Here is a 21,690-nt window from a genome sequence, read left to right on the forward strand (position 1 = left end):
CGCACGACGCCGCTCTCACAGGAAGCCTCATGTCGGGAAATGTTCAATTGGCATGAGGCGCGGGCGATCAGTCGTGCCGTACGCAGAGTGTGCGGGGAACCGGCGTGAAACCGAAGCGTCCGTGGTGTCGGATTCCGGCATGGCGGAAAGAGGACAGGCCTCGCCTGTGGAGGACCCCACCGACTCCCGCGCGGCTCGTGCAATAGTTTGAACGTGTATTCACTTCAAGGCATTGGCATCAGTGCGACTGCCGAGGACGTCTATCTCTCCCTCGTCGAGCGCGGCCCGACGAGGCTGGCCGAACTCGCGGACGTCCTACGTGTGAGCGGGCACGCCATGAGCGCGGCTGTCGTCGAACTCACCGGCCTCGGCCTGGTGGACCTGGACGGCGCGGGGCTCGTGGCCCACCCTCCGCGTGCCGCGCTCGACGCCCTGGTGGAGAGCCGGGCCAAGGAGCTCGCCACGTTGCGCAACGGTGTCGAGGAGCTGACCCGGTTCTGGCACGACCATCACGCCCAAGGCGCCGGCTACATCGAGATCATCCGCACGGAGGCCGCCCGCACCGCGATCGGCCGACGGCTGTACGACGAGGCCACCGAACAGATCCGCGCCCTCACCATCGGCTACACCGGCCGGTCGGCACGCCCCAACAAACTGGCACCGGGCTGCGAGGAGGCACTGTCCCGCGGCGTCAGGACCTCGGTCGTGTACGGGTCCCGGGTCCTGCGGGACAGGCTCGCCCGGGAGGCCGTCCAGATCTCCATCGACCTCGGTGAACAAGCGCGTGTCTTCACAGAGGTCCCTCTGAACATGGGCATCTGCGACGACCGCTTCGCCCTGGTGGCTCCCCCGGCACGCGACTGGGACCGCCGTCACCACATCGTCGTGCGGCGGTCGGACCTCCTCGACGCGCTGATCGGTGTCTTCGACTCGTACTGGCAGATCGCCGTCCCGCTGCCCAACGCCGTCGACACGGCCGACGACCACCGCGCGGCTCCCACCGCCGAGACCCGACAGCTCCTCACCTGTCTCAGCGGTGGTCTGACCGACGAGTCGATCGCCCGCGAACTCGGTGTCAGCGAAAGGACGGTCGGCCGCCGCATCACCCGCCTCCAGGAGCTGCTGGGCGCACGAACACGCTTCCAACTCGGCGTCCAGGCGAGCCGTCGCGGCTGGCTCTGAGGCCGAAAGCCCCCTCCCAACCCCAGCCCTCGCCCCGCTTCTACCCACGGCAGGAGGTGCGGGAGAACGCCGCGGGCTCGCCGCCGAAGCGCCACCAGTCACGGACCAAAACTCCGGCTCAGCCCGCAGGGGCCTCACCTCGGCTGACGCGGCCCCACTCCTCCATGGACTGCTCGATGAGGCGGTTGGTCTGCTCCCGCACGCCGTCCAGGAACTTGGCGTAGTGGCGGAAGAGGACCTCGATGCTCTGGCCCGCGCGGCAGGCACATTCGGACCGGGTCCACACCACCCTGGGGGCGGCTGGGGCGAGTCGATCACGCAGGACGGCGTCACTTTGAAAACACCGGAAAGCTGTAAACACGCAGGTCAGCCCGCCCAATGTAGTCATCCTCGCAGGTCAGCGGAGTGAGGACGACGGCTTCAAGAAGATCTCCGTGGGGTGGCCGTCGCCGGTCACCTTTTGGATTGGGGCCTCATGGTCGATTCGACCGAAAAGCGGCTCATCGCTGCGCGGCCGGAGCCCTCCCATGCGGCCCCACCCAACAACGCACACAGTCACGGTGTCCATAGATCCTCAACTGTCGACGGACCACGAGGTTCCCCCTCACTGATCGCGAGGGATGCCGACACCTGACCGTTGTCAGTCGGCCCGGCCCTTCTCGTCGGCCACGAGCACGGAGGTGAAGTGGACCGGCAGGCCGTTCTCGTCCCTTGGCACTTCCTGGGAGGTGTCCCGGGTGAAGGCCAGCGTGACGCCGGGTATACAGGGGGCTGGCGGGTCGTCGTTGTTGACGTGCCAGCCCTTTCGGGCGGCGTGGGCGAGGATCTCGTCGGCGGGGGTACGGAAGACGTCAAGGCCGTCCAGCAGGACCTGGACGTCGGGGTCCTCGTCCTCGTCGGGCCCCCAGATGGCGACGGTGGTGACCTGGTGGTCGCGTTCAAGGGCTGCCTGGAAGCCGATGCCGTCGTACTCGGTGGACACCAGGTCGAAGTCGCGCACCGCGTCGGCCGGGTACACGCGCGGAACGCCCCAGGCCGACACCACTGCGACCGTTTCGTCGAGCGTCATGCCCAACCGGACGGGAGCCGCGCCGCGGGGCGGGTCGAGGACGAACTGCATGAGGGGGCCGTTCTGGTCGGTTGTGATCATTTCAGTATGTCGTAGTCGATCGTCCAGCCCCGGCGCTCCAGCATCGCCTGGAGCTTTCTGTTGTTCTTGAGGCTCTCCACCATGTCCGCGATGCGCTTGTCGCACTTGTCGCCGTATTCGGCGCGGACTCGTCAATGTCCATTTTCATGGCCAGATCCCAGCGTCCCGCGTCGATGTGGGCGCGCTGGCCCGCACGGCACTGGACGGAGGGCACCCAGGAGCCGGTCGAGGACATGTCCCGGTGGTCGGCCTTCTCCAGGCGGATCGCCGGGCCCATGCCGGCGTCGTTGTGATGAAGCCTCCTCGTCGAGGTGGCGCGTGGGAGGCTTTGGCCGGGATGTGGTTGATTTCCATCTTGACCGGGTACTTCGGCTTGTCGTTCTCATCCTTGAGGTTGGCCGGGGTCATGCCTCCGTACCAGCCGCCGTCCTCCGTGCACCCCTTGGCTATGAGGCCCAGGGGGTCGGTGAGGGTCCAGGGGTTGGTCACGTAGGCGACCGGGTCCGCCGCGGGTGCCGGGCCCAGTGGGTCGGGGTTGGCGTACCTGGCCGTCTCCGGGTCGTAGTGACGCAGGGAGTTGTAGTGCTGGCCCGTCTCGGAGTCCTCGTACTGTCCGGGAAGGCGCAGCGGGTTGTAGGCCGTCGCCGTGCGGTTCCACCGGGTACTGCCCCACGTCATCCTCCGGGACCGCCACGCCACGTCCCGTCCCCGTCGGACAGTTCGGCGGGGGCGCCGACCGGGTCGGTGACGATGGCGAAGAACCGTGTGTCATAGGCGACCTGCCCGGTGCTCCGCGGGCGTCGTTCGAGCTGGACCGTCAGTCAACAACCCGAACGCTTGAAGCGCCCGCAACGCGCCCTGCCCGTGCGAGGGCGGACGCAAGTGGGCTCGCTGCCACGGCAGACCCGTTACGGCGGGTCGGTGGTAGTGCCCGACACGATCCCCCAGCCACCTCCCTTCCTGGCCCAGGCCTTTCCCTCCTCGTGATCGACGGGTTCATCGCCATCCGGCCCGGCGCCGGCCTCGCCCAGCTCACCCCATCCCTACGGTCTTCGTGGCAAGCAGGCTGACGGCCCTAGCTCTCCGGGTCGTCCGCCTGCTGCGCTGCGAGGAGGCACAGCCGTAGACCCGCGGCCCACCCGGCCGGTCCGTTCGGTCAGCATGTGGGCGCCCTCGTCCGGCAGAGACAGGCCGTTTCGACGCAGCAGATCGGCCGTCTCCTCGGGCCGGAACGCCAGGTCGGCACTACGGATGTCGGTCATCCCGCCAGGGACGCGGTACCGGTGCAGCAGCGGCTCGGTACGGGAGACGAGGACCAGGCGCAGCCCCGAGCCCGCGTATCGGCGACCTCAGGCGCGGAAACGCGCTCGAACCTTTCGAAAACGAGAATCACGGGCTCGGTCCGGCCGTTCAGGTACGCCGCAAGCCGGGCCAGGAGCGTCTTGCCCGCCCCCGCCGAACCGTTGACCAGCACCAGTCGGCACCGACCGGCCAGAGCGGGGTGAGGCGTGAGCCGTTCGGTCAAGCGGCGCCTGCTGATGAACGTCGGGGGGGCACCCGGAACGGTGAACCGAGCAGCGAGAACGGGTCGCCGTTCGGCGTCAGGGCCCCGGCGGCGCCTTCGCGGGCGACGCCGCGGGATGCGTGAGACCTGACACTCACCCCACTGGCAGAGCTGCCCGCCGAGTCACATCGGACTGGCTCCGATGCGTACCCGTCCTCAGTCGGTGCGCGTCACAGGCGGAGGACGACCAACGCCGTGTCGTCGGTGTTGCCGTCAAGCGGGAGCAGGTCGGCAAGGAGGGCGTCGGCCAGGTCCTCCGGTTCGGCTCGTCCGTGTCGGGTGAGGGAGTCGGCGAGGCGGCCCAGTCCGGCGTCGATGTCCTCCGAGCGGCGCTCGATCAGGCCGTCGGTGTAGAGGACCAGGGTGGCGCCTTCGGTGAACGCCCTGCTGGCCTCCGGTCGCGGGACGTGTTCGGGGCGCGCGCCCAAAGGCGGATCGGTCGCCTGGTCGAGAAAGGTCACGGTGCCGTCGGGGTCGAGCAGGGCCGGCGGGGGATGGCCCGCGCTGCTGTACGTGATGGTGTGGGTGTCCCAGTCGATGAAGGTCTTCACCACAGTGGTCGACTCGGCCCCCTCGACACTGCGGGCATACAGCCCGAGGGCTTCCAGGGCCCGGGCCGGACCGTCGGCGACACGGGCGGCGGCGCTCAGCGCGCTGCGCAGCTGCCCCATGACGCAGGCCGCTTCCAGGCCGTGGCCGACGACGTCTCCGACGGCGACCGCGATGCGGTCACCGGGCAGGTCGACCAGGTCGTACCAGTCGCCGCACACGTTCAGGGCGCCGACGGCGGGCCGGTAGCGGACGGCTGCCCGGTGATGGCCAACCGGCGTGGGGGCGGGCAGCATCGCCGCCTGCAGGGCCAGGGCGATCTCACGGTCACGCGCCTGCGACCGGCGCAGGCGCTCGTTGATGTCCTGCAGTTCACGGGCGCGGGTGTAGAGCTCGGCCTCCAGAACGCTTGCGCGCCTGTCTCCGCCCGGGCCCCCGCGGGCGCGGACGAGTTCGGTGACCTCCTCCACCCGGTGCACGATCAGCACCACGCTCCCGTCCGAGCCGAACACGGGTGCGTTGACCGGACTCCAGAAGTGCTCCACCCAGCGGCCGGGCCGTTCGGCGTCCTCGATGTCGTACCGCAACAGCGCCATGGTGTCGCGCTCGCCGGAGGCCACCACGCGCAGCATCGACTCCCGGGTTTCCCGCATGCCGGCCGCCTCCGGTTCGTCGGGGTGTTCGGGGAAGACGTCGAAGATGTAGCGGCCCATCAGCTGGTCGCGGGTGCGCCCGGCGAGCCGGAGGAAGTCCTCGTTGGCGTCTGCGTACAGTAGGTCAGGAGTGAGCAGAGCCACCATGCCGGGCAGGGCATGGAAGACCGCCCCGTAGTCGATCTGCGGATTCCTCATGTGCTGTGCCCGCCTCGGCGCCGACCGTCGTTTGCTGATGCTCCAGGATAGGAGCGACGCGCCCTGGATGCGGGGCACCACTCCCCGGGACCCCGGTGTCCAACGCTCCGCATACGGCGACACGGACCGTGTCCGTGGTCCGGGGACGCGGGGGTGGGGTTCCTCACGCCCAAGGGTTGCCGGTCGAGCCTGGACGGTCCGGTGTCCGTGCACATCGCTCTGGTGTGCACGGGGCGGTGTCGTCCGTCGCCGGATCGGGTGCCCTTGGGCGCGTCGTCCGATCGCGATGCTCGCCGCATCGTGACGGGTCGTTGTGCGGCTCGTGGTGCTCAGGGGCTGCTGCCAGTGCTGCGCGCCCCACTTGCTGGTGCAGGCCGGGTCCACGGCGATGATGGCGATGATGGTGGCGTCGGCCATGGAGGTGAGGCGGGCGCGGAGGCGGCCGGTGGGCATTCCGGAGATCAGCTGGCGGGACCGGCGCCTGCGGCCGTGCTTCTCGCGGGTCTTCTCGGCGGTGAAGTCCAGGTCCTCGACCGCGATCGCCGCCACGCCGCAGGTCCTGGCCCAGCGCAGCAGGCGGGTGAGGACGTGGCGGACCTGCGCGTCACGATGCTCGGCGGTCCCGGACAGGTCGTAGAAGAAGCGGTGCGGGTCGCCGATGGGGTTGCCGTGAGTGTCGAGTCGCCGGGCGGCGAGATGGTCGGCGTTGGGTGTCCACGCCGATCACGCCGTGCGCGAGTGCCGCCTCCAAAGGAACGGCGGGGGCGGTGGGGCGCTGCCAGGACGCGGTGAGGTACCAGCGGCCTCGGGCGGGGTCGAGGTGGATGCGGTAGGCGACGGCCCGGTTCGCCTCCACACGGTCGGCCCACTCCTGTCCACGGTGCGCGAACCGCGCCCGCGCCGCCGGCACATACCGGCCGTGCGGAGCGTTCGCGTGAGCGGCGAGCGGTGCGGGCAGCTTGATCGAGACCTCGCCGTCGGGTGTGACGCGGATGGTCTCGTTGCCGTACCGCTTCCCCCACTCCCCATCAGCAGTGAGGAACCAGCGCTCGGCCACCCCACGCTCCCACGACTCGGCGGAATGCTCCAGACCGTCCGCTCCGCGCCTTGGTGGCCGCGGTGAAGCCCGATGCAGACGAAAGCGGCGGTGGGACTTCACACGGACCGACAAGGCTTCCCCGGCGTGGCCTGCTTGACCTGCCGGGCAGCCGCCTCCAGAGTCGGAATCCGGTGCTGCAGCAACGCCTCACCCCCTGCCGGCCGGCCCTCTGTCCATGCGTGGCGAACAGCCCCGAGCCCCAGGAGCGACTGGTCGGATGGCCCTCGACCTGATTGTGATCGGTACGGCCATCACCCTCGGGCCTTTGCACAACAGCGCTTTCATCCTGTTGCTCTCCTCGCGGCGCGGCATTCGTCAGGGCCTGGCGTTCTTGTTGTCGTGGCTGGCCAACCTGATCACGGTGATCGCCCTCGTGGTGCTGCTGACCGGCGGTCAGCCCCCGGCCCGTCACAGCGCGCCCTCGACCGCCGCGATCGCCGCGAAACTCGCCATCGGCGTGGCACTGGTGATGTTCGGCACGTACCGGCACCGCCGTCCGCCTCGCCCGCACGGCCCGCCACGCTGGGCCGCCCGGATCGACAACGCGTCCCTGGTCACGGCCGCCGGTCTGGCGTGGCTGCTGCAGCCCTGGGGGCTGGTCGGCGCCGGCGCCGCCACGGCCGTCGACTCGAACCTCGCCACCCTCGCCGACTGGCTCGTACTAACCGGCTACTGCCTGCTGGCCACACTCAGCCTCATCGTCATGGAGATGTACGCGGTCTGGGTGCCCGCGGTCGCGAACGCCCGCTTGAACGCCCTGCGGAGCTGGCTGGAGCAGCACCAGGAGCAGCTGGTAGTCACGCTCTCCTTGCTGATCGGCCTGTGGCTGACGGCCCGGAGCATCTACGAGCTCGTCGCCTGACACAGGCAGCCGGTGCGTCGGCCGACGGGGGCCGGTCGCCGGTGAGGGCGCGCTGTTCGGGCCGGTAGCGCAGGAAGACGTTGAAGTCGCCTGCGGGTGCCGGGAGCCAGTCGTGCTCGGGTCCGGCTGTGTCTCGCACCGCGCGTGAGATCCGCTGCCCGCCCGTCGGCCGGATATACCTTCCGAGGGCAGGACAGTGCCATTCACTCCACACTCGACCGTAAGGGCGCCATCGTGACCGGACGCACCCCCGAGCCAACCGAGAGCCCGCGACCGGACGAGTCCTTCGGCGAGCCGCGATGGCCGATGGCGGCGGCCGTCGTCACCGCCATGGTGCTGACCCTCCTGCTCCCCGACGACCTCCGTCTGGCACCTCGCTGGGTTCTTCCTACGATCGAGGGACTGCTGCTGCTGGCGCTCATCGCCGGCGACCCGGGCCGGATCGACCGGCGCACGGCCGCCCTGCGGAGCATGTCGATCGCCCTGGTGGGAGTTCTGGCCCTCAGCGCCGTCTGGTCGACCGTGCAACTGGTCGATGACATCCTCCATGCCGGGAAGGAGACCAGCTCCGCCACCAGCCTGTTGCAGACCGGCGGCACGGTGTGGGCCTGCACCGTCCTCGCCTTCTCCCTGCTGTACTTCGAACTCGACAGCGGTGGGCCCGCCTCCCGCGCCCACCGCATGCCCTCCACCCCCGCGCTCGCCTTCCCCCAACAGCTCGATCCCCGGCTGAGCAGCGCCGACTGGCGGCCCCGCTACATCGACTACCTCTACCTCGCGCTCACCAACGCCACCGCCTTCAGCCCCACCGACGTCATGCCTCTGGCACCCTGGGCCAAGATCACCATGGGCGTTCAGTCCCTCGTCTCCCTGCTCATTCTCGGGCTCGTGGTCGCCCGCGCCGTCAACGTCCTCGCCTGACGAGCTGACGAGCTGGCCGGGACAACGGCGAAGGCCAGACAGCTCCCACGGTGCGCGCCCCGCGCGCCCAGCGGGGCGGCGCCGTCGCCTGCCGGTCACGTTCGAAGGGGCTCCGCCCAGCCGTTTCGTACCGCGCAGGCGCCGAGCTGCATCCGGGTCCGGACACCGGCCAGGTCCATGAGATGACGCAGGCGCCGGTGGAGCGTGCGCGGTGACAGACCGAGTTGTGTCGCGGTCGCCAAGTCCGTGAGGCCGGCCAGGAGCAGCGCGAGGATCCTGCGGTCGAGCTCCGTCGGGCCTTGCGGACCGACCTCGACGGTGGGTTCGGATGCTCCGACCGTGGCCGACAGTGCGAGCGGGTCGGCCGTGCGCCATACCGTCTCGAACAGAGCGTCCAGCGCGTCCAGCAGTCCGCTGCGGTGCAGCAGCGCGGCGCCGGGCTCCCCGTCCGGTGTGACCGCGAGCGGGACAAGGCCGAGGTCGGCGTCGGCCAGCACGAGCTTCATCGGCAGCTGGTCGGCGACACGCAGTTGCACCCCCTTGCGCAGGGAATCGATCGCGTCGTCGAGGATGCCCGGCTCTGCCAGTACGGCCCGGTCCAGTACCGCCCGGAACTGCACGCCGCGGCCGATGGCCATGGGTTCGGCCGTGTTCTCGTCGGGCGGCAGGGCGACGAACGGTGCGGTGATGAAGGAGCGGACCTGCGTACGGGCTGCCTGCTGTACCTGGAGGAAGCGATGGCGGATGGCGTCGACGCCCGTGACGACCTCGATGAGATCGCTGATGCTGCTCCCGGTCATCGCCGCCCGGTGTTCCTCGGCGAAGGTCACCAGGGCGTGCTCGGCCATCCGTAGCCCGTCCCGGCGCTGGCTGATGAGAGCGCCGAGCGCCATGGCCGGCGGTGCGGCGGTGAATTGCTCGTCCGCCGACCTGGTCACGAGTCCCCACTCGACCAGGCGGGACAAGGCCTTGTCGACGTGGGCGTGCGGCAGGTCGAGCTGGTCGGACAGCAGGATCGCGGTGGAGTTCGGGCGTCCGAGCAGCGCCCGGTAGACGCGCTCGTCATCGGGTCCGAGGCCCAGAACATCCAACATCGGCGACCGACTCTCCTCCGCTTGCCGCAGCGGGGAGAGTATGCGCCATGGCGGCAGACCGTGAATAGTCCCTGATGGGAGCAGGTGCGAGGGGAAGGGCCCCGGGGAGTCGCCTCCCCGGGGCCCCGCAGTGCGGTTCATCGCAGGCCGTACGCCCGGATGATCTCGTTCCTGACGCTGAAGCCGCTGTCTGTCTCGGCGCTCGCGCGGACCGAGAGGAAGCCGCCGGGCCTCCTGACCGTCCTGAACGAACCCGTCCAGTAGCCGTCGGCGCCCTTGGTCACGGTCACCTTCTGCCAGGTGGCGCCGTCGTCGTACGAGACGTCCAGCTTCACCGTGGTGACGGTGCCCGGCACGGTGCCTCGGCCCATCGACACCGGCTTGAGCGCGAGCTGCTGGGTCGCGTTGGCCTTGACGTCGCCGTGCAGGTCCGACTCCAGTTTGTAGTTCAGGTTCAGCACCGGGAACGGCTCGAAGAAGTCCGAATCGACGGTGTCCGACATGAAGGTCCATTCGGTGTGGGTGCGCGTCGACAGCCGGAAGACGTCACCGGGCCGCTCCGCGTCGAGGACGGCGCGGTAGGGCAGGTTGCCCGCCGGAACCTCCACCCACTGCATGTCCGTGCTGTTCGGGTTGTCGTGGATGAGTGTGTCGCCCTGGAAGACCTGCAGGTGGGTCGGCGTCTCACCCCACTGCAGGAAGCCGCCCAGCCGCATGGCGTCGCTGGAGGATGCCCACGCCTGCACGTTCCAGGTCATGTAGTTCTGCCAGCGGGAGTTGTACACGCCGAACGACTCGCTCTGGCCGGGCCTGGTCACCGGAGCGAACCAGTCCAGTCGGGTGGTGCTGCCCTTGGTGTACGTGTTGTCGCCCGACACCATCACCCACGGCAGGTCGCCGTCGACGCCCTGCGCATGGAACTCTCTCCAGACCTGGCCCGGAGTCACCCATTCGGTGCGGGTGCCCGGGTGCCACTCGCGTTCGGGGAAGTTGAACGACGGGCTGAGGGTGAAGTCGGACCGGTAGCCTTCCGCCGGCCGGCCGGCCGTGGCCGAGTAGTAGCGGGCGTCGATCCGGGCGAGGTCGTCCTTGGACGGCTTGTAGACCAGGGCACGGTCCGGAACCCGGCCGGGGTACTCCCGGGTGAGGTCGTAGACGAACGGCGTGTACTCGGTCTGCTTCACGGTCAGCTTGAAGATGCCGGCCTTGGCCGTCGAGACGAGGGCCTTGCCCGCGTCGCGGTGCACGGTGGCGACCGGGATGGGCGACTCGCCGACGTACTCCATCAGGGGACCGACACCGTCGTTGACCACGATCAGCGCCTTCGCACCGGCCGCGATCGCGGCCTCGGTGCGCTCCTGGGGGGAGACCTCGTCGCTGCGCTCGATGACGACGACCTTGCCCTTGGCCTTGACCTGCTCGTATGCGGCCGTCGCACCGTTGCCCGCGTAGACGGCGTCCAGCGTGTCCGTGGCCGTGCCCAGGGCACTGCCCGCCTGCACCAGTGCCTCGAAGCGGAGTCGACCGCCCATCGCGCTCAGGCTGAGCTGCGGCTCGCCCTTGCGCCAACGGGTGGTCAGCATGAACTCGCCCTGCTCCATCGACTCCGTCGGCGCGACGTAGACGTCGTCGTACGTCGGCGGCAGCACGTACGCGCTGCGGTAGTCCATGAACGGGTCCAGGTCCTTGTAGTGGACGTTGAAGTCGACCTTGCGCTGGCGGTCCTCGGTGCGCTGCGGCGCCTCGGTCTGCAGCAACCGTGCCTTGCTCGCGTCGAGCACCACGTCCGCGGCGCCGTCCTTGAGCACGGTCTCCGGGTCGACCAGCACGGCCAGACCCGAGCGGTCCGCCTTCTCGCCGGCCACGTCGAGGTACCCCGCGACGGTGTACAGGCCGGGTGCCATGCGCAGGGTGGTCGAGCCGTCGACGTAGACCTGCCACGGCCAGAAGTCGCCGGCCAGGTTGATCGTGACCCAGCCGGCGCCGGGCTTGCCGTCCCGTCCGACCAGCTTGATGTTCAGGTCGTAGCGCTCCTCCTCCTTGAGCAACGCCACGGACGTGTGGGTCACCGGCTGCCCGGTGGCCGCGTCGGTCGCTGTCACGTAGCCGACGTGCCGGCCGGCCGAGGCGGCCTGCGGATCACCGGTCACCGGGACGGCAGCGGTGCCGCCCGCCGGGACGGTGACCTTGGTGGCTCCCAGCATGAACGGGCCGCCGCCGTCGGTCAGTGCCAGGTTCAGCGTGACGTCGGCGGAGCCGGTGTTGGTGAAGGTCAGGTCCTTGGTGACGGCGCCGTCGCTCGGCTCGTGCGGCCATGTGTAGTTGCCGAAGAAGAGCGATCCGGTGCCGCGGACCGTGGTGCGCACGGCGGCGGCCACGTCGAGACGGCCGGTGCCGACCTCGTACGGCGAGTACCCGCCGTCCAGGCCCTTGGCGGTGCTCATCAGGTGTTCCTTGAGCTGCGCGCCGGTCCAGTCCGGGTGCTGCTGGGACAGGATCGCCGCCGCACCGACCACGTGCGGGGTGGCCATCGAGGTGCCGCTGAGGGTGCGGTAGAGGCCCTCACCACCACCGGTCATCTCCTGCGAGCGGGCCGCGGTGATGTCCACGCCGGGCGCCGCGATGTCCGGCTTCATGCCGCCGGAGTAGGCCAGCGGGCCGGTACTGGAGAAGGACGCGAGCCGGTCCTGCTTGTCCGTGGCGGCCACGGTCAGCGCCGAGGCGGCTGCTCCCGGGGCGGAGATGCTCTCCGGGCCCGCGTTGCCGGCGGCTATGACGAACAGCGTGCCGTACTGCGCGGAGAGCGCGTCGACCAGCTGCGACATCGGGTCGCTGCCGTCCGTCGGGTACGAGTCGCCGAGACTCATGTTGACGACGTCCGCGCCGGACTCGGCGGCCCACTGCATACCGGCCATGACCCAGGAGTCCTGACCGTAGCCCTCCGCGCCGCCGAGCACCTTGCCGACATAGAGGTCGGCCCCGGGCGCGACGCCCTTGTTCTCACCCCCGGAGGCGGCGCCCGAGCCGACGATCGTGCCGGCCACATGCGTGCCATGCCCGTTGACATCGGTGACGGCCTCACCCGGCACAAAGCTCGTCGTGCCGTCGATCAGGCCGGCGAAGTCGGGGTGGTTGACGTCGATGCCGGTGTCGAGCACGGCGACCTTGACGCCCTTGCCGTTGTAGCCGGCCGCCCAGGCCTCGGGTGCGCCGATCAGCGGCACGCTCTCCTTCAGACTGGCCTTCACGCGGCCGTCGAGCCACAGCTTCGCCACGCCCGCGCTCAGCTTCGTGCTGCCCTGCGGCGCGACGGTGTTCCAGAAGGTGCGGGCCTGGCGCTTCTCGGTGTCGAGTGCGGCACCTCCGATGCCCTTGAGCTTGCGGGTCAGCTTGCTGCCCCGGGGGGCCGTGGGCTCGACGGCCGCGCGGGACTTCGGCTGGGTGTACGTCGCGATCAGAGGTACGGCGGCCGACTTGACATCGTCGTAGCCCATCTCGATCAGGTCGGTGACGTTGAACAGCCGTCGGTCCAGCTTGTCCGCGCCCAGCAGCGGCGCCGCCTCGTCCGGGATGACGAAGAGGTCACCCTTGATCTCCTGCAGCTTCACGCCGCCGACGGCGCTGTCGGGCCGGTCGACCTCGGCGATCTGCTTGCCGTCGGCCGTCGCGGTGACGGTGACGACGTCGCCGGTGACCAGGGTGACCTTGTGGGTCGCCGAGGGCTTGGCGGGAACGGTGGGCTTGCTCGGAGTGGCTTGTGCGGGTGCTTGCAGGACCGCAAGCCCCGACGCCAGCAGCGGCACCGCGGTGGCAACCGAGATCAGCCGCCAGCGCCTGCGCCGGAGGGCGGAAGCATGAGAGGGGGAGTACATGCCATGGGTCTATCGACCGGTGAACGCCGTCGTGAAGGCCTCACGACGGCAAGTCCTCGCCATGGCAAAGGCTTGCCAGCCGTGAATCGTGCGATCCCGGACGGAACATGACGAGCCCCGGTGGGCGTCCTGCGGTGCCACCCCCATGCTGCTGACATGCCGCTGACATCCGAAGGCGGGCTTCCAGCCATGCCGGAGAGGGCGCGGTGCCACCGGTCTTCTCGCCTTGCCGACGTGCGCCCGGAGGACGGCGGGGGTCAGATGGGATGTATGCGTTCCACCGGACGGAGACGTCTCGGCGGACCGGCCGGACGACATGGAGGAGCCTGGCATGACGACCCACACGAGCTCACCCGGTCGGCAAGCGGACACGCACAGCAGCGGTTGGCTGGTGTTTGCCGCCGTCATCATGATCGTCAACGGCATCCTGATGCTACTCGGAGGCATTTCAGCCATCGCCAAGGACGACGTGTTCCTGGCCACGCGCAACTACGTCTACGAGCTCAACCTCACCGGCTGGGGCTGGATCCACCTCATCCTGGGCATTCTGATCGGACTCACCGGCGCCGCCCTGTTCACAGGCGCCACATGGGCCAGGGTCGTCGGCGTGGGGCTGGCCGGTCTCAGCATGATCGCCAACTTCATGTGGCTCCCTTACACCCCGTGGTGGGCCCTGGTGCTCATCGCCATCGACGCCCTCGTCATCTGGGGGTTGTGCGTCGCGCCACGGCCGATGAAGCACTGACGGCCGGGACCGACACCCATGGCACACGAAACAGCGACAGGGGAACCTCCGCAGCTGGTGCTCGTCGTCGGCGTCGCCGGGTCGGGCAAGTCGACGGTGGGGCGGCTCCTCGCCGATCGACTGGGCTGGGCGTACCGGGATGCGGACGAGTTCCACTCCGAGGCCGACCGCGCCAAGATGGCGGCCGGCCATGCCCTCACGGACGACGACCGGGAGCCGTGGCTCGACGCGATCGGGGAGTGGATGGACGGGGCGATCGCGGCTGGTCGGCAGGCCGTCGTCACCTGCTCCGCGCTCAAGCGTGCCTACCGGGACAGGCTGCTGGCAGGGCGCCCCGAAGTTCTTCTGGTGTACCTGCACGGCTCGCGCGAGCTGCTGGGCTCCCGGCTCGCCGAGCGGCACGGTCACTTCTTCCCGGCGGACCTGTTGGGGACCCAGCTCGAGGATCTGCAGGAGCCTGAGCCTGACGAACACCCGTTGGTGGTGGAGATCGATCAGCCTCCGGAGGCCGTCGTCGCATCGGTGCTCTCGCTGATGCGCCGGGAAGCCGACTCCGGTAGGCCGCCGGCCGGATCTGTCACGGAGCAGGCCGTCCACACCGTTGTGCGCGATGCGTCCCCCGGCCCGACAGGCGCGTCGTGGCGGCTGGTCCACGGAGAGCAGAGTGTGACAGTGGTCCAGCTGGGCGGCGCCCTGCGCGACTACGCGGTGAACGGCCGACCGCTGCTCGACGGGTTCTCCGCTGGGTCCGCCATCACGGGCGGGCGGGGGCAGCTGCTCGCGCCCTGGCCGAACCGCGTGGGCGGCGGACGCTACCGCTTCGGCGACCAGGACCACCAACTCCCCCTGACCGAACCGGAGAGGGACAACGCGATCCACGGGCTGCTTCGCTGGTCCCTGTGGAAGCTGCTGGCCCGTACCGACGACGCGGTCCGGGTCGGCACGACACTCTGCCCTCAGCCGGGATATCCCTTCCTCCTGGAGGTCTGCGCGGAGTACCGCCTCGGCCCCGACGGGCTCGAGACCGCCGTCTTCGCCACCAACGCCGGTACGGGGCCGGCACCTTACGGAGTGGGGCAGCACCCCTATCTGACCGTCGGCACCGACCTCGTCGACACCGCGCTCCTGACGGTCCCCGCCCGGTACCTGATCCGCACCGACGACCGGGGGCTGCCGATCGGCCAGGAGCCGGTCGACGGCACCGCGTACGACCTCCGCACCGCCCGCCCCATCGGCGATCTGCGACTGGACACGGCCTTCACCGGACTCGACCGCGGCCCCGACGGCCGGGCCGTCGTGCGCCTGGCACACCCTTCCGGGCTGCGGGGTGTCGATCTGTGGCTCGGCGAAGGCACCCGGTACGTACAGGTGTACACGGGGGACACTCTGGCGGAACCCGAGAGGCGGCGGCGTGGTGTCGCCGTGGAGGCCATGTCCTGTCCCCCGGACGCCTTTCGCAGCGGCACGGATCTCACCGTGCTCGAGCCGGGCGCCACGCATGTGCTCCGGTGGGGCCTCAGCCCCTGGGGGCCGCCATGACCCCGACCGCTCGGCCCGCGGCCGTGCCCGATCCCGGTATGCCCGCGCACGAGTTCCGGGCGCTCTACGAGCGGCTGCGGCGCGGAGCGGCGCGATCGGCGGAGGGCGGTCGGCCCGGCGCACTCCGCCATGTGACGCCCGAGCGGATCGTGGCCGCCGTCGCGGAGGTCCGCCTCGGACGCACGGTGTCGCTGGCCGCTCCGATCGAGACCGTGCCGGGCCCCGACGACCCCGAGCCCGCGGTGCACAGGATGACCGGCCCTGCTCCGGACGACCTCGGCGCGGAGGGGCTGCACTTCGCCACCGACCGCTTCGCCATGAACGTGCACGGGGACGCGGACAGCCATCTCGACGCGCTCTGCCACGTGGTGTTCGACGGGGAGCTGTACGGCGGGGTGCCCGCGAGCAGCGTGACGCCCGAGGGTGCCCGTGCGCTCTCCGTGGACCTGGCCGCGGACGGCATCGTCGGTCGGGGCGTGCTGCTGGACATCCCGCGGCTGCGTGGCGTGCCCTGGCTGGAGCCGGGCGACCAGGTGACGTCGGACGATCTGTCGGCCGCCGAGGCCGCGCAAGGGGTTCGCGTCGGACCGGGAGACCTGCTGTTCGTACGGGTGGGGCATCGCCTCCGTCGTACGGAACTCGGACCGTGGAACGCGGCGACGGCTCGGGCAGGCCTCCATCCGACCGCCCTGGGGTACCTGGCCGAGCGGAAGGTCGCTGTCCTGGGCGGCGACGGCAACAACGACACCGCACCCAGCGCGGTGCAGGGCGTCTCCTTCCCCGTGCATGTCCTGGCCGTCCATGCCATGGGCATCCATCTGATGGACTACCTGCAGTTCGAGGACCTGACCCCGGTCTGCGCGCAGGCGGGGCGATGGAGTTTCCTGTGTGCGGTCGCCCCCTTGCGGCTGCCCGGAGCCACCGGCTCGCCGGTGAACCCCATCGCGGTGCTGTGACCGACGGGGCCGGGCGGCGATCAGCGCTCCGGTCGCCGTTCAGGGGGAGGGCGGATACGTTCGAACGGGTGGGACGCTCGGCCCCGCACAGCGGGAAAACGGGCCCGACGCCAGTCCCGGGCCATGATCGCAAGGATGGTGGTCGCCGTGGGCGACGCCCCTCATTACGACGTCATCATCATCGGTACCGGCGCCGGCGGTGGCACCCTCGCCCATCGGCTCGCGCCGTCCGGCAAACGCGTACTCCTCGTCGAACGCGGCGACTACCTGCCGCGCGAGCGGGACAACTGGGACTCGACGGCCGTGTTCGTCAAGGGCAAGTACAGGGCGCCGGAGTTCTGGCTGGACAAGCACGGCAGCGAGTTCCCGCCCGAGGTCAACTACTACGTCGGCGGAAACACCAAGTTCTACGGCGCCGCCCTCTTCCGCCTGCGACCGGAGGACTTCGGCGAGCTCCGTCACCACGGCGGTCTCTCCCCCGCCTGGCCGATCCGGTACGAGGATCTGGAGCCGTACTACACGCAGGCCGAGCACCTCTACCTCGTGCACGGACGGCACGGCGAGGATCCGACCGAGGGCAAGGCGAGCGCCCAGTACGCCCATCCGCCCGTGGAGCACGAGCCGCGCATCCAGCAGCTGAGCGACGACCTCGAGAAGCGTGGTCTGCACCCCTTCCATCTACCGATCGGCGTCAATCTGAGCCAGGGGAAAGGGGGGCGGGCCACCCACTCCAGTGTCTGCATCCGGTGCAACCGGGTGGACGGCTTTCCGTGTCTGGTACGCGGCAAGTCGGACGCCGAGGTCATCTGCGTGGAGCCGGCCCTGCGGCATCCCGACGTCGAGATGGTCACGGACACGCAGGTGGTCCGCCTGGAGACCGATGCGAGCGGACGCACTGTCAGCGCGGTCGTCGGCCGGCTGCCCGACGGCTCGGAGGTCCGGTTCACGGCGGACGTGGTCGTCGTCTCCTGCGGAGCCGTCAATTCCGCCGCGCTGCTCCTGGCCTCGGCGAACGAGCACCATCCCAACGGTCTCGCGAACAGCTCCGACGTGGTCGGCCGCTTCTACATGCGGCACAACAACCTGGCCCTGATGGCGGTGTCGAAGGAGCCCAACGACACCCAGTTCCAGAAGACCCTGGCCCTGCACGACTGGTATTTCGGGGCGGACGACTGGGACTTCCCGCTGGGCGGCATCCAGATGCTGGGCAAGTCGGACGCCGAGCAGATCCACGGCGAGGCGCCTCGGTGGGCCGGTGCGGTCACACCGGACATGCCGTTCGAGGTGCTGGCGCACCACGCCGTCGACTTCTGGCTGTGCGGCGAGGACCTGCCGCTTGCCGACAACCGGGTCACCCTCGACGGTGACGCCCGCATCCACCTCGCTCTCGACGAGAAGAACAACGTCGAAGGCCTGAAGCGGCTGCAGCACAAGCTGCAGGGCATGCTCGGCCACCTGGGCATGCACGAGCACCACCTGCTGTCCCACAGCATCTATCTGCACAAGGGCATGCCGATCGGTGCGACGGCGCACCAGGCGGGCACCGTCCGCTTCGGCACCGACCCCGCCGTCTCCGCGCTGGACGTCAACTGCAAAGCCCACGACCTCGACAACCTGTACGTCGTCGACACGAGCTTCTTCCCGAGCATCGGCGCGGTCAACCCGTCCTTGACGGCCATCGCCAATGCCCTCCGGGTCGGAGACCACCTCTTGGCTCGGCTGGGCTGAGACCAGGAGCCGTTGGGCCGATCGGGCGTAGATGGTCGGCCCAACGGCCCAACGGCGGTTCTCCCCCCAGGCCGCCCGCCGCGGTCGGTGATTGCGTGACCTCCAGGCCCGCCCGGCAGCAGCCGGGCGGGGCGCAGTCGCGCAGCGAGGAGGCAGGGCAACATGGGTTCCACCGTGGATACACCGCAGGGTGTGATCCCCGCACGTCTGCTGCAGGGTCAGAAGGCCCTGGTCACCGGGGCCAATTCGGGCATCGGCAAGGCCACGGCCATCGGCCTGGGCCGTGCCGGCGCCGAAGTGGTCGTGAACTACGTGGCCGGCCGTGACGCGGCCGAGGAAGTGGTCAAGGAGATCGCCTCGTTCGGGGTGCGCGCGGCAGCCTACGAGGCCGACGTGTCCCAGGAGGACCAGGTCACGGCCATGATGGACCGGATGGTCGAGGAGTTCGGGACCATCGACATCCTGGTGGCCAACGCGGGACTGCAGCGGGACGCCCGGCTCACCGACATGACACTCGCCCAGTGGCAGAAGGTCATCGACGTCAATCTCACCGGTCAGTTCCTGTGCGCCCGGGAGGCGGCCAAGGAATTCCGGCGCCGCGGCGTCGTCTCCGAGGTGTCCCGCGCCGCCGGGAAGATCATCTGCATGAGTTCCGTGCACCAGATCATCCCGTGGTCGGGCCACGTCAACTACGCGTCCTCCAAGGGCGGTGTGCAGATGATGATGCAGACCCTGGCCCAGGAGCTCGCACCGGAGAAGATCCGGGTGAACGCGGTCGCCCCGGGGGCGATCAAGACGCCGATCAACCGCGCTGCCTGGGAGACGGCCGAGGCCCGGGAGGACCTGCTGAGGCTGATCCCGTACGACCGGATCGGCGACCCCGAGGACATCGCGAACGCCGTGGTCGCACTCGCCTCCGACCTCATGGATTACGTCGTGGGGACCACCTTGTACGTCGACGGCGGAATGACCCTCTTCCCGGGCTTCGCCACCGGCGGCTGACTCTGTTCCCGGACGTCACGAGAAGCAAAGGCACGTATGCCCACCTCGTTCCACCTGCTGGCGGATGCCCCGGCCCAACTGCTGCCGGCCCGGGAGCTCATGGCCTTCACTCTGGCGTCCCACATCATCCTGGTGCCGCTGGGCGTGGCCTTCCCCTTCATCACCCTTGTCATGCACTACCGTGGGCTGCGCCGCAAGGACGCCACCGCCCTGCTCCTGGCGCGGCGCTGGTCGGCCGTCATGGCGGTGCAGTTCGCGGTCGGCATCGTCACCGGCACCGTGCTCTCCTTCGAGTTCGGCCTGCTCTGGCCCGGCATGATGGGCAGGTGGGGTGATGTCTTCGGCATCGGATTCGGCGTCGAGGCCTGGGCGTTCTTCCTGGAGGCGGTGCTCATCGCCATCTATCTGTACGGATGGCGGCGGCTGAAGCCCCGGACGCACTTCCTGCTCGCGCTGCCGCTCCCGGCCGCCGCGCTGCTCGGAGCGTTCGGCATCCTGGCCGCCAACTCCTGGATGAACACGCCGCAGGGCTTCTCCCTCGACTCCGACGGCACCCCGGTCGACGTGAACGTCTGGAAAGCGATCTTCACGCCGATGTTCGGGCCGCAGTACTGGCACTTCGTCGTGGGGATGATTCTCACGGCGGGCTTCGTGGTGTCCGGTGTCTACGCCGTGGGCTGGCTGCGCGGCCGCCGGGACCACTACCACCGGCTCGGATTCGCCGTTCCGTTCACGGTCGCCGCGGTGGCCACGCCGGTGCAGTTCGTCCTGGGCGACTCCATCGCCCGGTCGGTGTTCCACAAGCAGCCGGTGAAGTTCGCCGCGATGGAGATCGTCTGGAAGACCGACACCCGTGTGCCGGAGTACCTCTTCGGGCGCCTGCAGGAGGACGGGAGCGTCAAGGGCGGCATCAAGATCCCGCTGCTCGACTCGTTCCTGGCCGGATTCAGCGCGGACACCGAGGTGGTGGGACTGACCTCCGTCCCGGCGGACCAGCGGCCGACGGCCACTCAGGCGACCATCGCCCACTGGGCCTTCGACATCATGGTCCTGATCGGGTCCGCCCTGGTGCTGCTCGCCCTCTGGTACGGCCTGGTCTGGCTGCGGCACCGTCGACTTCCCGCCTCGAAGTGGTTCTACGGCCCGGCTGCCTGCGCGGGCGTCGCCTCCGTCGTGGCCGTCGAGTCGGGTTGGATCGCCACCGAGGTGGGCCGTCAGCCCTGGATCGTCTACCAGAACATGCGGGTCGCGGAGGCTGTGACGTCGACCCGCTCCACCAGTCTCTGGATCATGCTCGGCGTGGTGATGGTCGTGTACGTGTTCCTCTTCGGCTCGTTCCTCGTCATCCTGCTCAAGATGCGCACGCGCTGGCGCCTCGCCGACGAGGAACGGGCTGCCGGCGGGCCACCCCACACGCCGGAGGCGGACACCCCCTACGGGCCGCGGGCCCCCGTCCCCGCGAGTGACATCTCCGCCGCCGGCGGCGCCCGGGCAGAGGACGGCCGCCCGTGACCGCCGACCTCATCGCCGTGGTACTGCTCCTCGCCGTGGCCGCGTACGCCTGCGCGGGCGGCACGGACTACGGGGCAGGCTTCTGGGATCTGACAGCGGGGGGAACGGAGCGCGGCCGACGGCCCCGGTGGCTCATCGACCACGCCATGGCCCCCGTGTGGGAGGTCAACAACGTCTGGCTGATCTTCGTTCTCGTCATCATGTGGACCGGCTTCCCCATCCTGTTCCAGACCGTGTTCTCCGCGATGTGGCTCCCCCTGGCGCTGGCCGCCATGGGCCTGGTGCTGCGCGGCGCCGGCTTCGCGTTCCGCAAGCCGTCCCGGCGGCTCGCGGGCCGGCGGCTGTACGGTGCCGTGTTCGCCGTGGCCTCGGTCGTCACGCCGTTCTTCCTCGGTGCCGCCGTCGGCGGGGTCGCGTCGGGACGGGTGGCGCCCGGTACCGCGGCCTCGGCGGACGCCTGGTCCAACCCCACCTCCATCATGTTCGGGCTGGTCGCCATCGCGACCAGCGCCTTCCTCGGCGCGGTCTTCCTCACGGGCGACGCCCGCCGCTTCGATGCGCCTGATCTGGTCGGCTACTTCAGGCGGCGGGCGCTGAGCACGCTCGGCGCGCTCACCGTCCTGTCAGTGATCACCGGCTTCGTCACCCACGAGGACTCCCCCTACGTCTGGCACGGACTCACCCACGGCCTGGGGCTGCTCTTCGTCGTCGTGGCCGGGGTGGCAGCGCTCGCGACAGCCTGGCTGCTCCTGCGGACGCCGGGCACGTGGGTGCGCGTCACGGCGGTCGGCGTCGTCGCGTCCGCCGTCATCGCCTGGGGCATGGCGCAGCGCCCTTACCTCGTCCCCACCTCGCTGACCGTGGCCGACGCCGCCGGCGCACCCGCCACCCTGACGTGGCTGGCGATCGTCACCCTGGTGGCCCTGGTGCTCGTCGTGCCGGCCGTCGTCTTCCTCTACTGGCTGGACACCCACAAAGAACTGGAAGAGCTCACCGACTCCGAGCTGCGCAGAGGAAGCGGCACGGACGGTGAGGGCGCGGCACCAAGCGGCTGACCATCCGGT

At 69.9% G+C, this 21,690-nt stretch carries 16 protein-coding genes and 2 pseudogenes; 11 read left to right on the forward strand and 7 right to left on the reverse strand.

Features of this window, described 5'->3' with window-relative positions:
- Positions 1 to 213 precede the first annotated feature (213 nt).
- Positions 214 to 1,182, forward strand: coding sequence for a LuxR C-terminal-related transcriptional regulator (locus ACZ3ZE_RS05925; RefSeq protein WP_467257585.1), 969 nt, complete (start codon positions 214 to 216; stop codon positions 1,180 to 1,182).
- Between the two features lie 118 nt (positions 1,183 to 1,300).
- Here ACZ3ZE_RS05925 and ACZ3ZE_RS05930 read toward each other — a convergent pair whose 3' ends face one another.
- From ACZ3ZE_RS05930 to ACZ3ZE_RS05940, 3 genes are all read right to left on the reverse strand, one after another.
- Positions 1,301 to 1,471 carry an integrase gene (locus ACZ3ZE_RS05930; RefSeq protein WP_467257587.1) on the reverse strand — a complete coding sequence of 57 codons (171 nt, stop codon included), beginning with the start codon at positions 1,469 to 1,471 and terminating at the stop codon, positions 1,301 to 1,303.
- Between the two features lie 351 nt (positions 1,472 to 1,822).
- Positions 1,823 to 2,332 carry a hypothetical protein gene (locus tag ACZ3ZE_RS05935; RefSeq protein ID WP_361179931.1) on the reverse strand — a complete coding sequence of 170 codons (510 nt, stop codon included), beginning with the start codon at positions 2,330 to 2,332 and terminating at the stop codon, positions 1,823 to 1,825.
- Between the two features lie 144 nt (positions 2,333 to 2,476).
- Positions 2,477 to 3,010, reverse strand: a complete 534-nt coding sequence (locus tag ACZ3ZE_RS05940) for an RHS repeat-associated core domain-containing protein (protein WP_467258527.1) — start codon at positions 3,008 to 3,010, stop codon at positions 2,477 to 2,479.
- Positions 3,011 to 3,179: 169 nt separating this feature from the next.
- On the opposite strand from ACZ3ZE_RS05940, the pseudogene ACZ3ZE_RS05945 reads away from it, so the two are divergent.
- Positions 3,180 to 3,260 (forward strand): annotated as a pseudogene (locus tag ACZ3ZE_RS05945) (SEC-C metal-binding domain-containing protein); the annotation flags it as partial.
- Between the two features lie 806 nt (positions 3,261 to 4,066).
- Here the strand turns inward: ACZ3ZE_RS05945 and ACZ3ZE_RS05950 are convergent.
- Positions 4,067 to 5,296 (reverse strand): PP2C family protein-serine/threonine phosphatase, encoded by a 1,230-nt coding sequence (locus ACZ3ZE_RS05950; RefSeq protein ID WP_467258529.1) that lies wholly within the window; start codon positions 5,294 to 5,296, stop codon positions 4,067 to 4,069.
- A gap of 102 nt (positions 5,297 to 5,398) precedes the next feature.
- Positions 5,399 to 6,365, reverse strand: a pseudogene (locus ACZ3ZE_RS05955) (nuclease/transposase family protein); the annotation flags it as partial.
- A gap of 247 nt (positions 6,366 to 6,612) precedes the next feature.
- On the opposite strand from ACZ3ZE_RS05955, the gene ACZ3ZE_RS05960 reads away from it, so the two are divergent.
- Both ACZ3ZE_RS05960 and ACZ3ZE_RS05965 read left to right on the forward strand, forming a co-directional pair.
- A complete protein-coding gene (locus ACZ3ZE_RS05960) occupies positions 6,613 to 7,257 on the forward strand; it encodes a GAP family protein (protein WP_361625625.1) in 645 nt (214 codons plus the stop codon).
- 234 nt (positions 7,258 to 7,491) lie between these two features.
- Positions 7,492 to 8,178, forward strand: coding sequence for a hypothetical protein (locus tag ACZ3ZE_RS05965; RefSeq protein WP_361625628.1), 687 nt, complete (start codon positions 7,492 to 7,494; stop codon positions 8,176 to 8,178).
- Between the two features lie 95 nt (positions 8,179 to 8,273).
- On the opposite strand, the gene ACZ3ZE_RS05970 is transcribed toward ACZ3ZE_RS05965, so the two are convergent.
- Positions 8,274 to 9,272 (reverse strand): helix-turn-helix domain-containing protein, encoded by a 999-nt coding sequence (locus tag ACZ3ZE_RS05970; RefSeq protein WP_361625631.1) that lies wholly within the window; start codon positions 9,270 to 9,272, stop codon positions 8,274 to 8,276.
- Positions 9,273 to 9,409: 137 nt separating this feature from the next.
- Positions 9,410 to 13,144 (reverse strand): S8 family peptidase, encoded by a 3,735-nt coding sequence (locus ACZ3ZE_RS05975; protein ID WP_467257589.1) that lies wholly within the window; start codon positions 13,142 to 13,144, stop codon positions 9,410 to 9,412.
- Positions 13,145 to 13,475: 331 nt separating this feature from the next.
- Here ACZ3ZE_RS05975 and ACZ3ZE_RS05980 point away from each other — a divergent pair, with 331 nt between their 5' ends.
- The 7 genes from ACZ3ZE_RS05980 to ACZ3ZE_RS06010 all read left to right on the forward strand — a co-directional run bounded on the left by ACZ3ZE_RS05980 (position 13,476) and on the right by ACZ3ZE_RS06010 (position 21,681).
- A complete protein-coding gene (locus tag ACZ3ZE_RS05980) occupies positions 13,476 to 13,889 on the forward strand; it encodes a DUF7144 family membrane protein (RefSeq protein ID WP_361171183.1) in 414 nt (137 codons plus the stop codon).
- Between the two features lie 18 nt (positions 13,890 to 13,907).
- Entirely contained in the window at positions 13,908 to 15,428 is a 1,521-nt protein-coding gene (locus tag ACZ3ZE_RS05985; RefSeq protein ID WP_363293148.1) for a gluconokinase, GntK/IdnK-type, read from the forward strand.
- Positions 15,425 to 16,384, forward strand: coding sequence for a cyclase family protein (locus tag ACZ3ZE_RS05990; RefSeq protein ID WP_442304522.1), 960 nt, complete (start codon positions 15,425 to 15,427; stop codon positions 16,382 to 16,384). The genes ACZ3ZE_RS05985 and ACZ3ZE_RS05990 overlap by 4 nt, the downstream gene beginning before the upstream one ends.
- A gap of 135 nt (positions 16,385 to 16,519) precedes the next feature.
- Positions 16,520 to 18,112: a GMC family oxidoreductase gene (locus ACZ3ZE_RS05995; protein ID WP_361171178.1), complete on the forward strand. Its 1,593-nt coding sequence runs from the start codon at positions 16,520 to 16,522 to the stop codon at positions 18,110 to 18,112.
- A gap of 162 nt (positions 18,113 to 18,274) precedes the next feature.
- Positions 18,275 to 19,114, forward strand: a complete 840-nt coding sequence (locus tag ACZ3ZE_RS06000) for an SDR family oxidoreductase (RefSeq protein WP_361171175.1) — start codon at positions 18,275 to 18,277, stop codon at positions 19,112 to 19,114.
- A gap of 36 nt (positions 19,115 to 19,150) precedes the next feature.
- Positions 19,151 to 20,626, forward strand: coding sequence for a cytochrome ubiquinol oxidase subunit I (locus ACZ3ZE_RS06005; protein WP_361625646.1), 1,476 nt, complete (start codon positions 19,151 to 19,153; stop codon positions 20,624 to 20,626).
- Complete coding sequence (locus tag ACZ3ZE_RS06010) at positions 20,623 to 21,681, forward strand: cytochrome d ubiquinol oxidase subunit II (RefSeq protein ID WP_361171169.1); 1,059 nt, start codon at positions 20,623 to 20,625, stop codon at positions 21,679 to 21,681. The genes ACZ3ZE_RS06005 and ACZ3ZE_RS06010 overlap by 4 nt, the downstream gene beginning before the upstream one ends.
- Positions 21,682 to 21,690: the final 9 nt, after the last annotated feature.

It is taken from the genome of Streptomyces sp. NPDC023157, assembly GCF_055560575.1.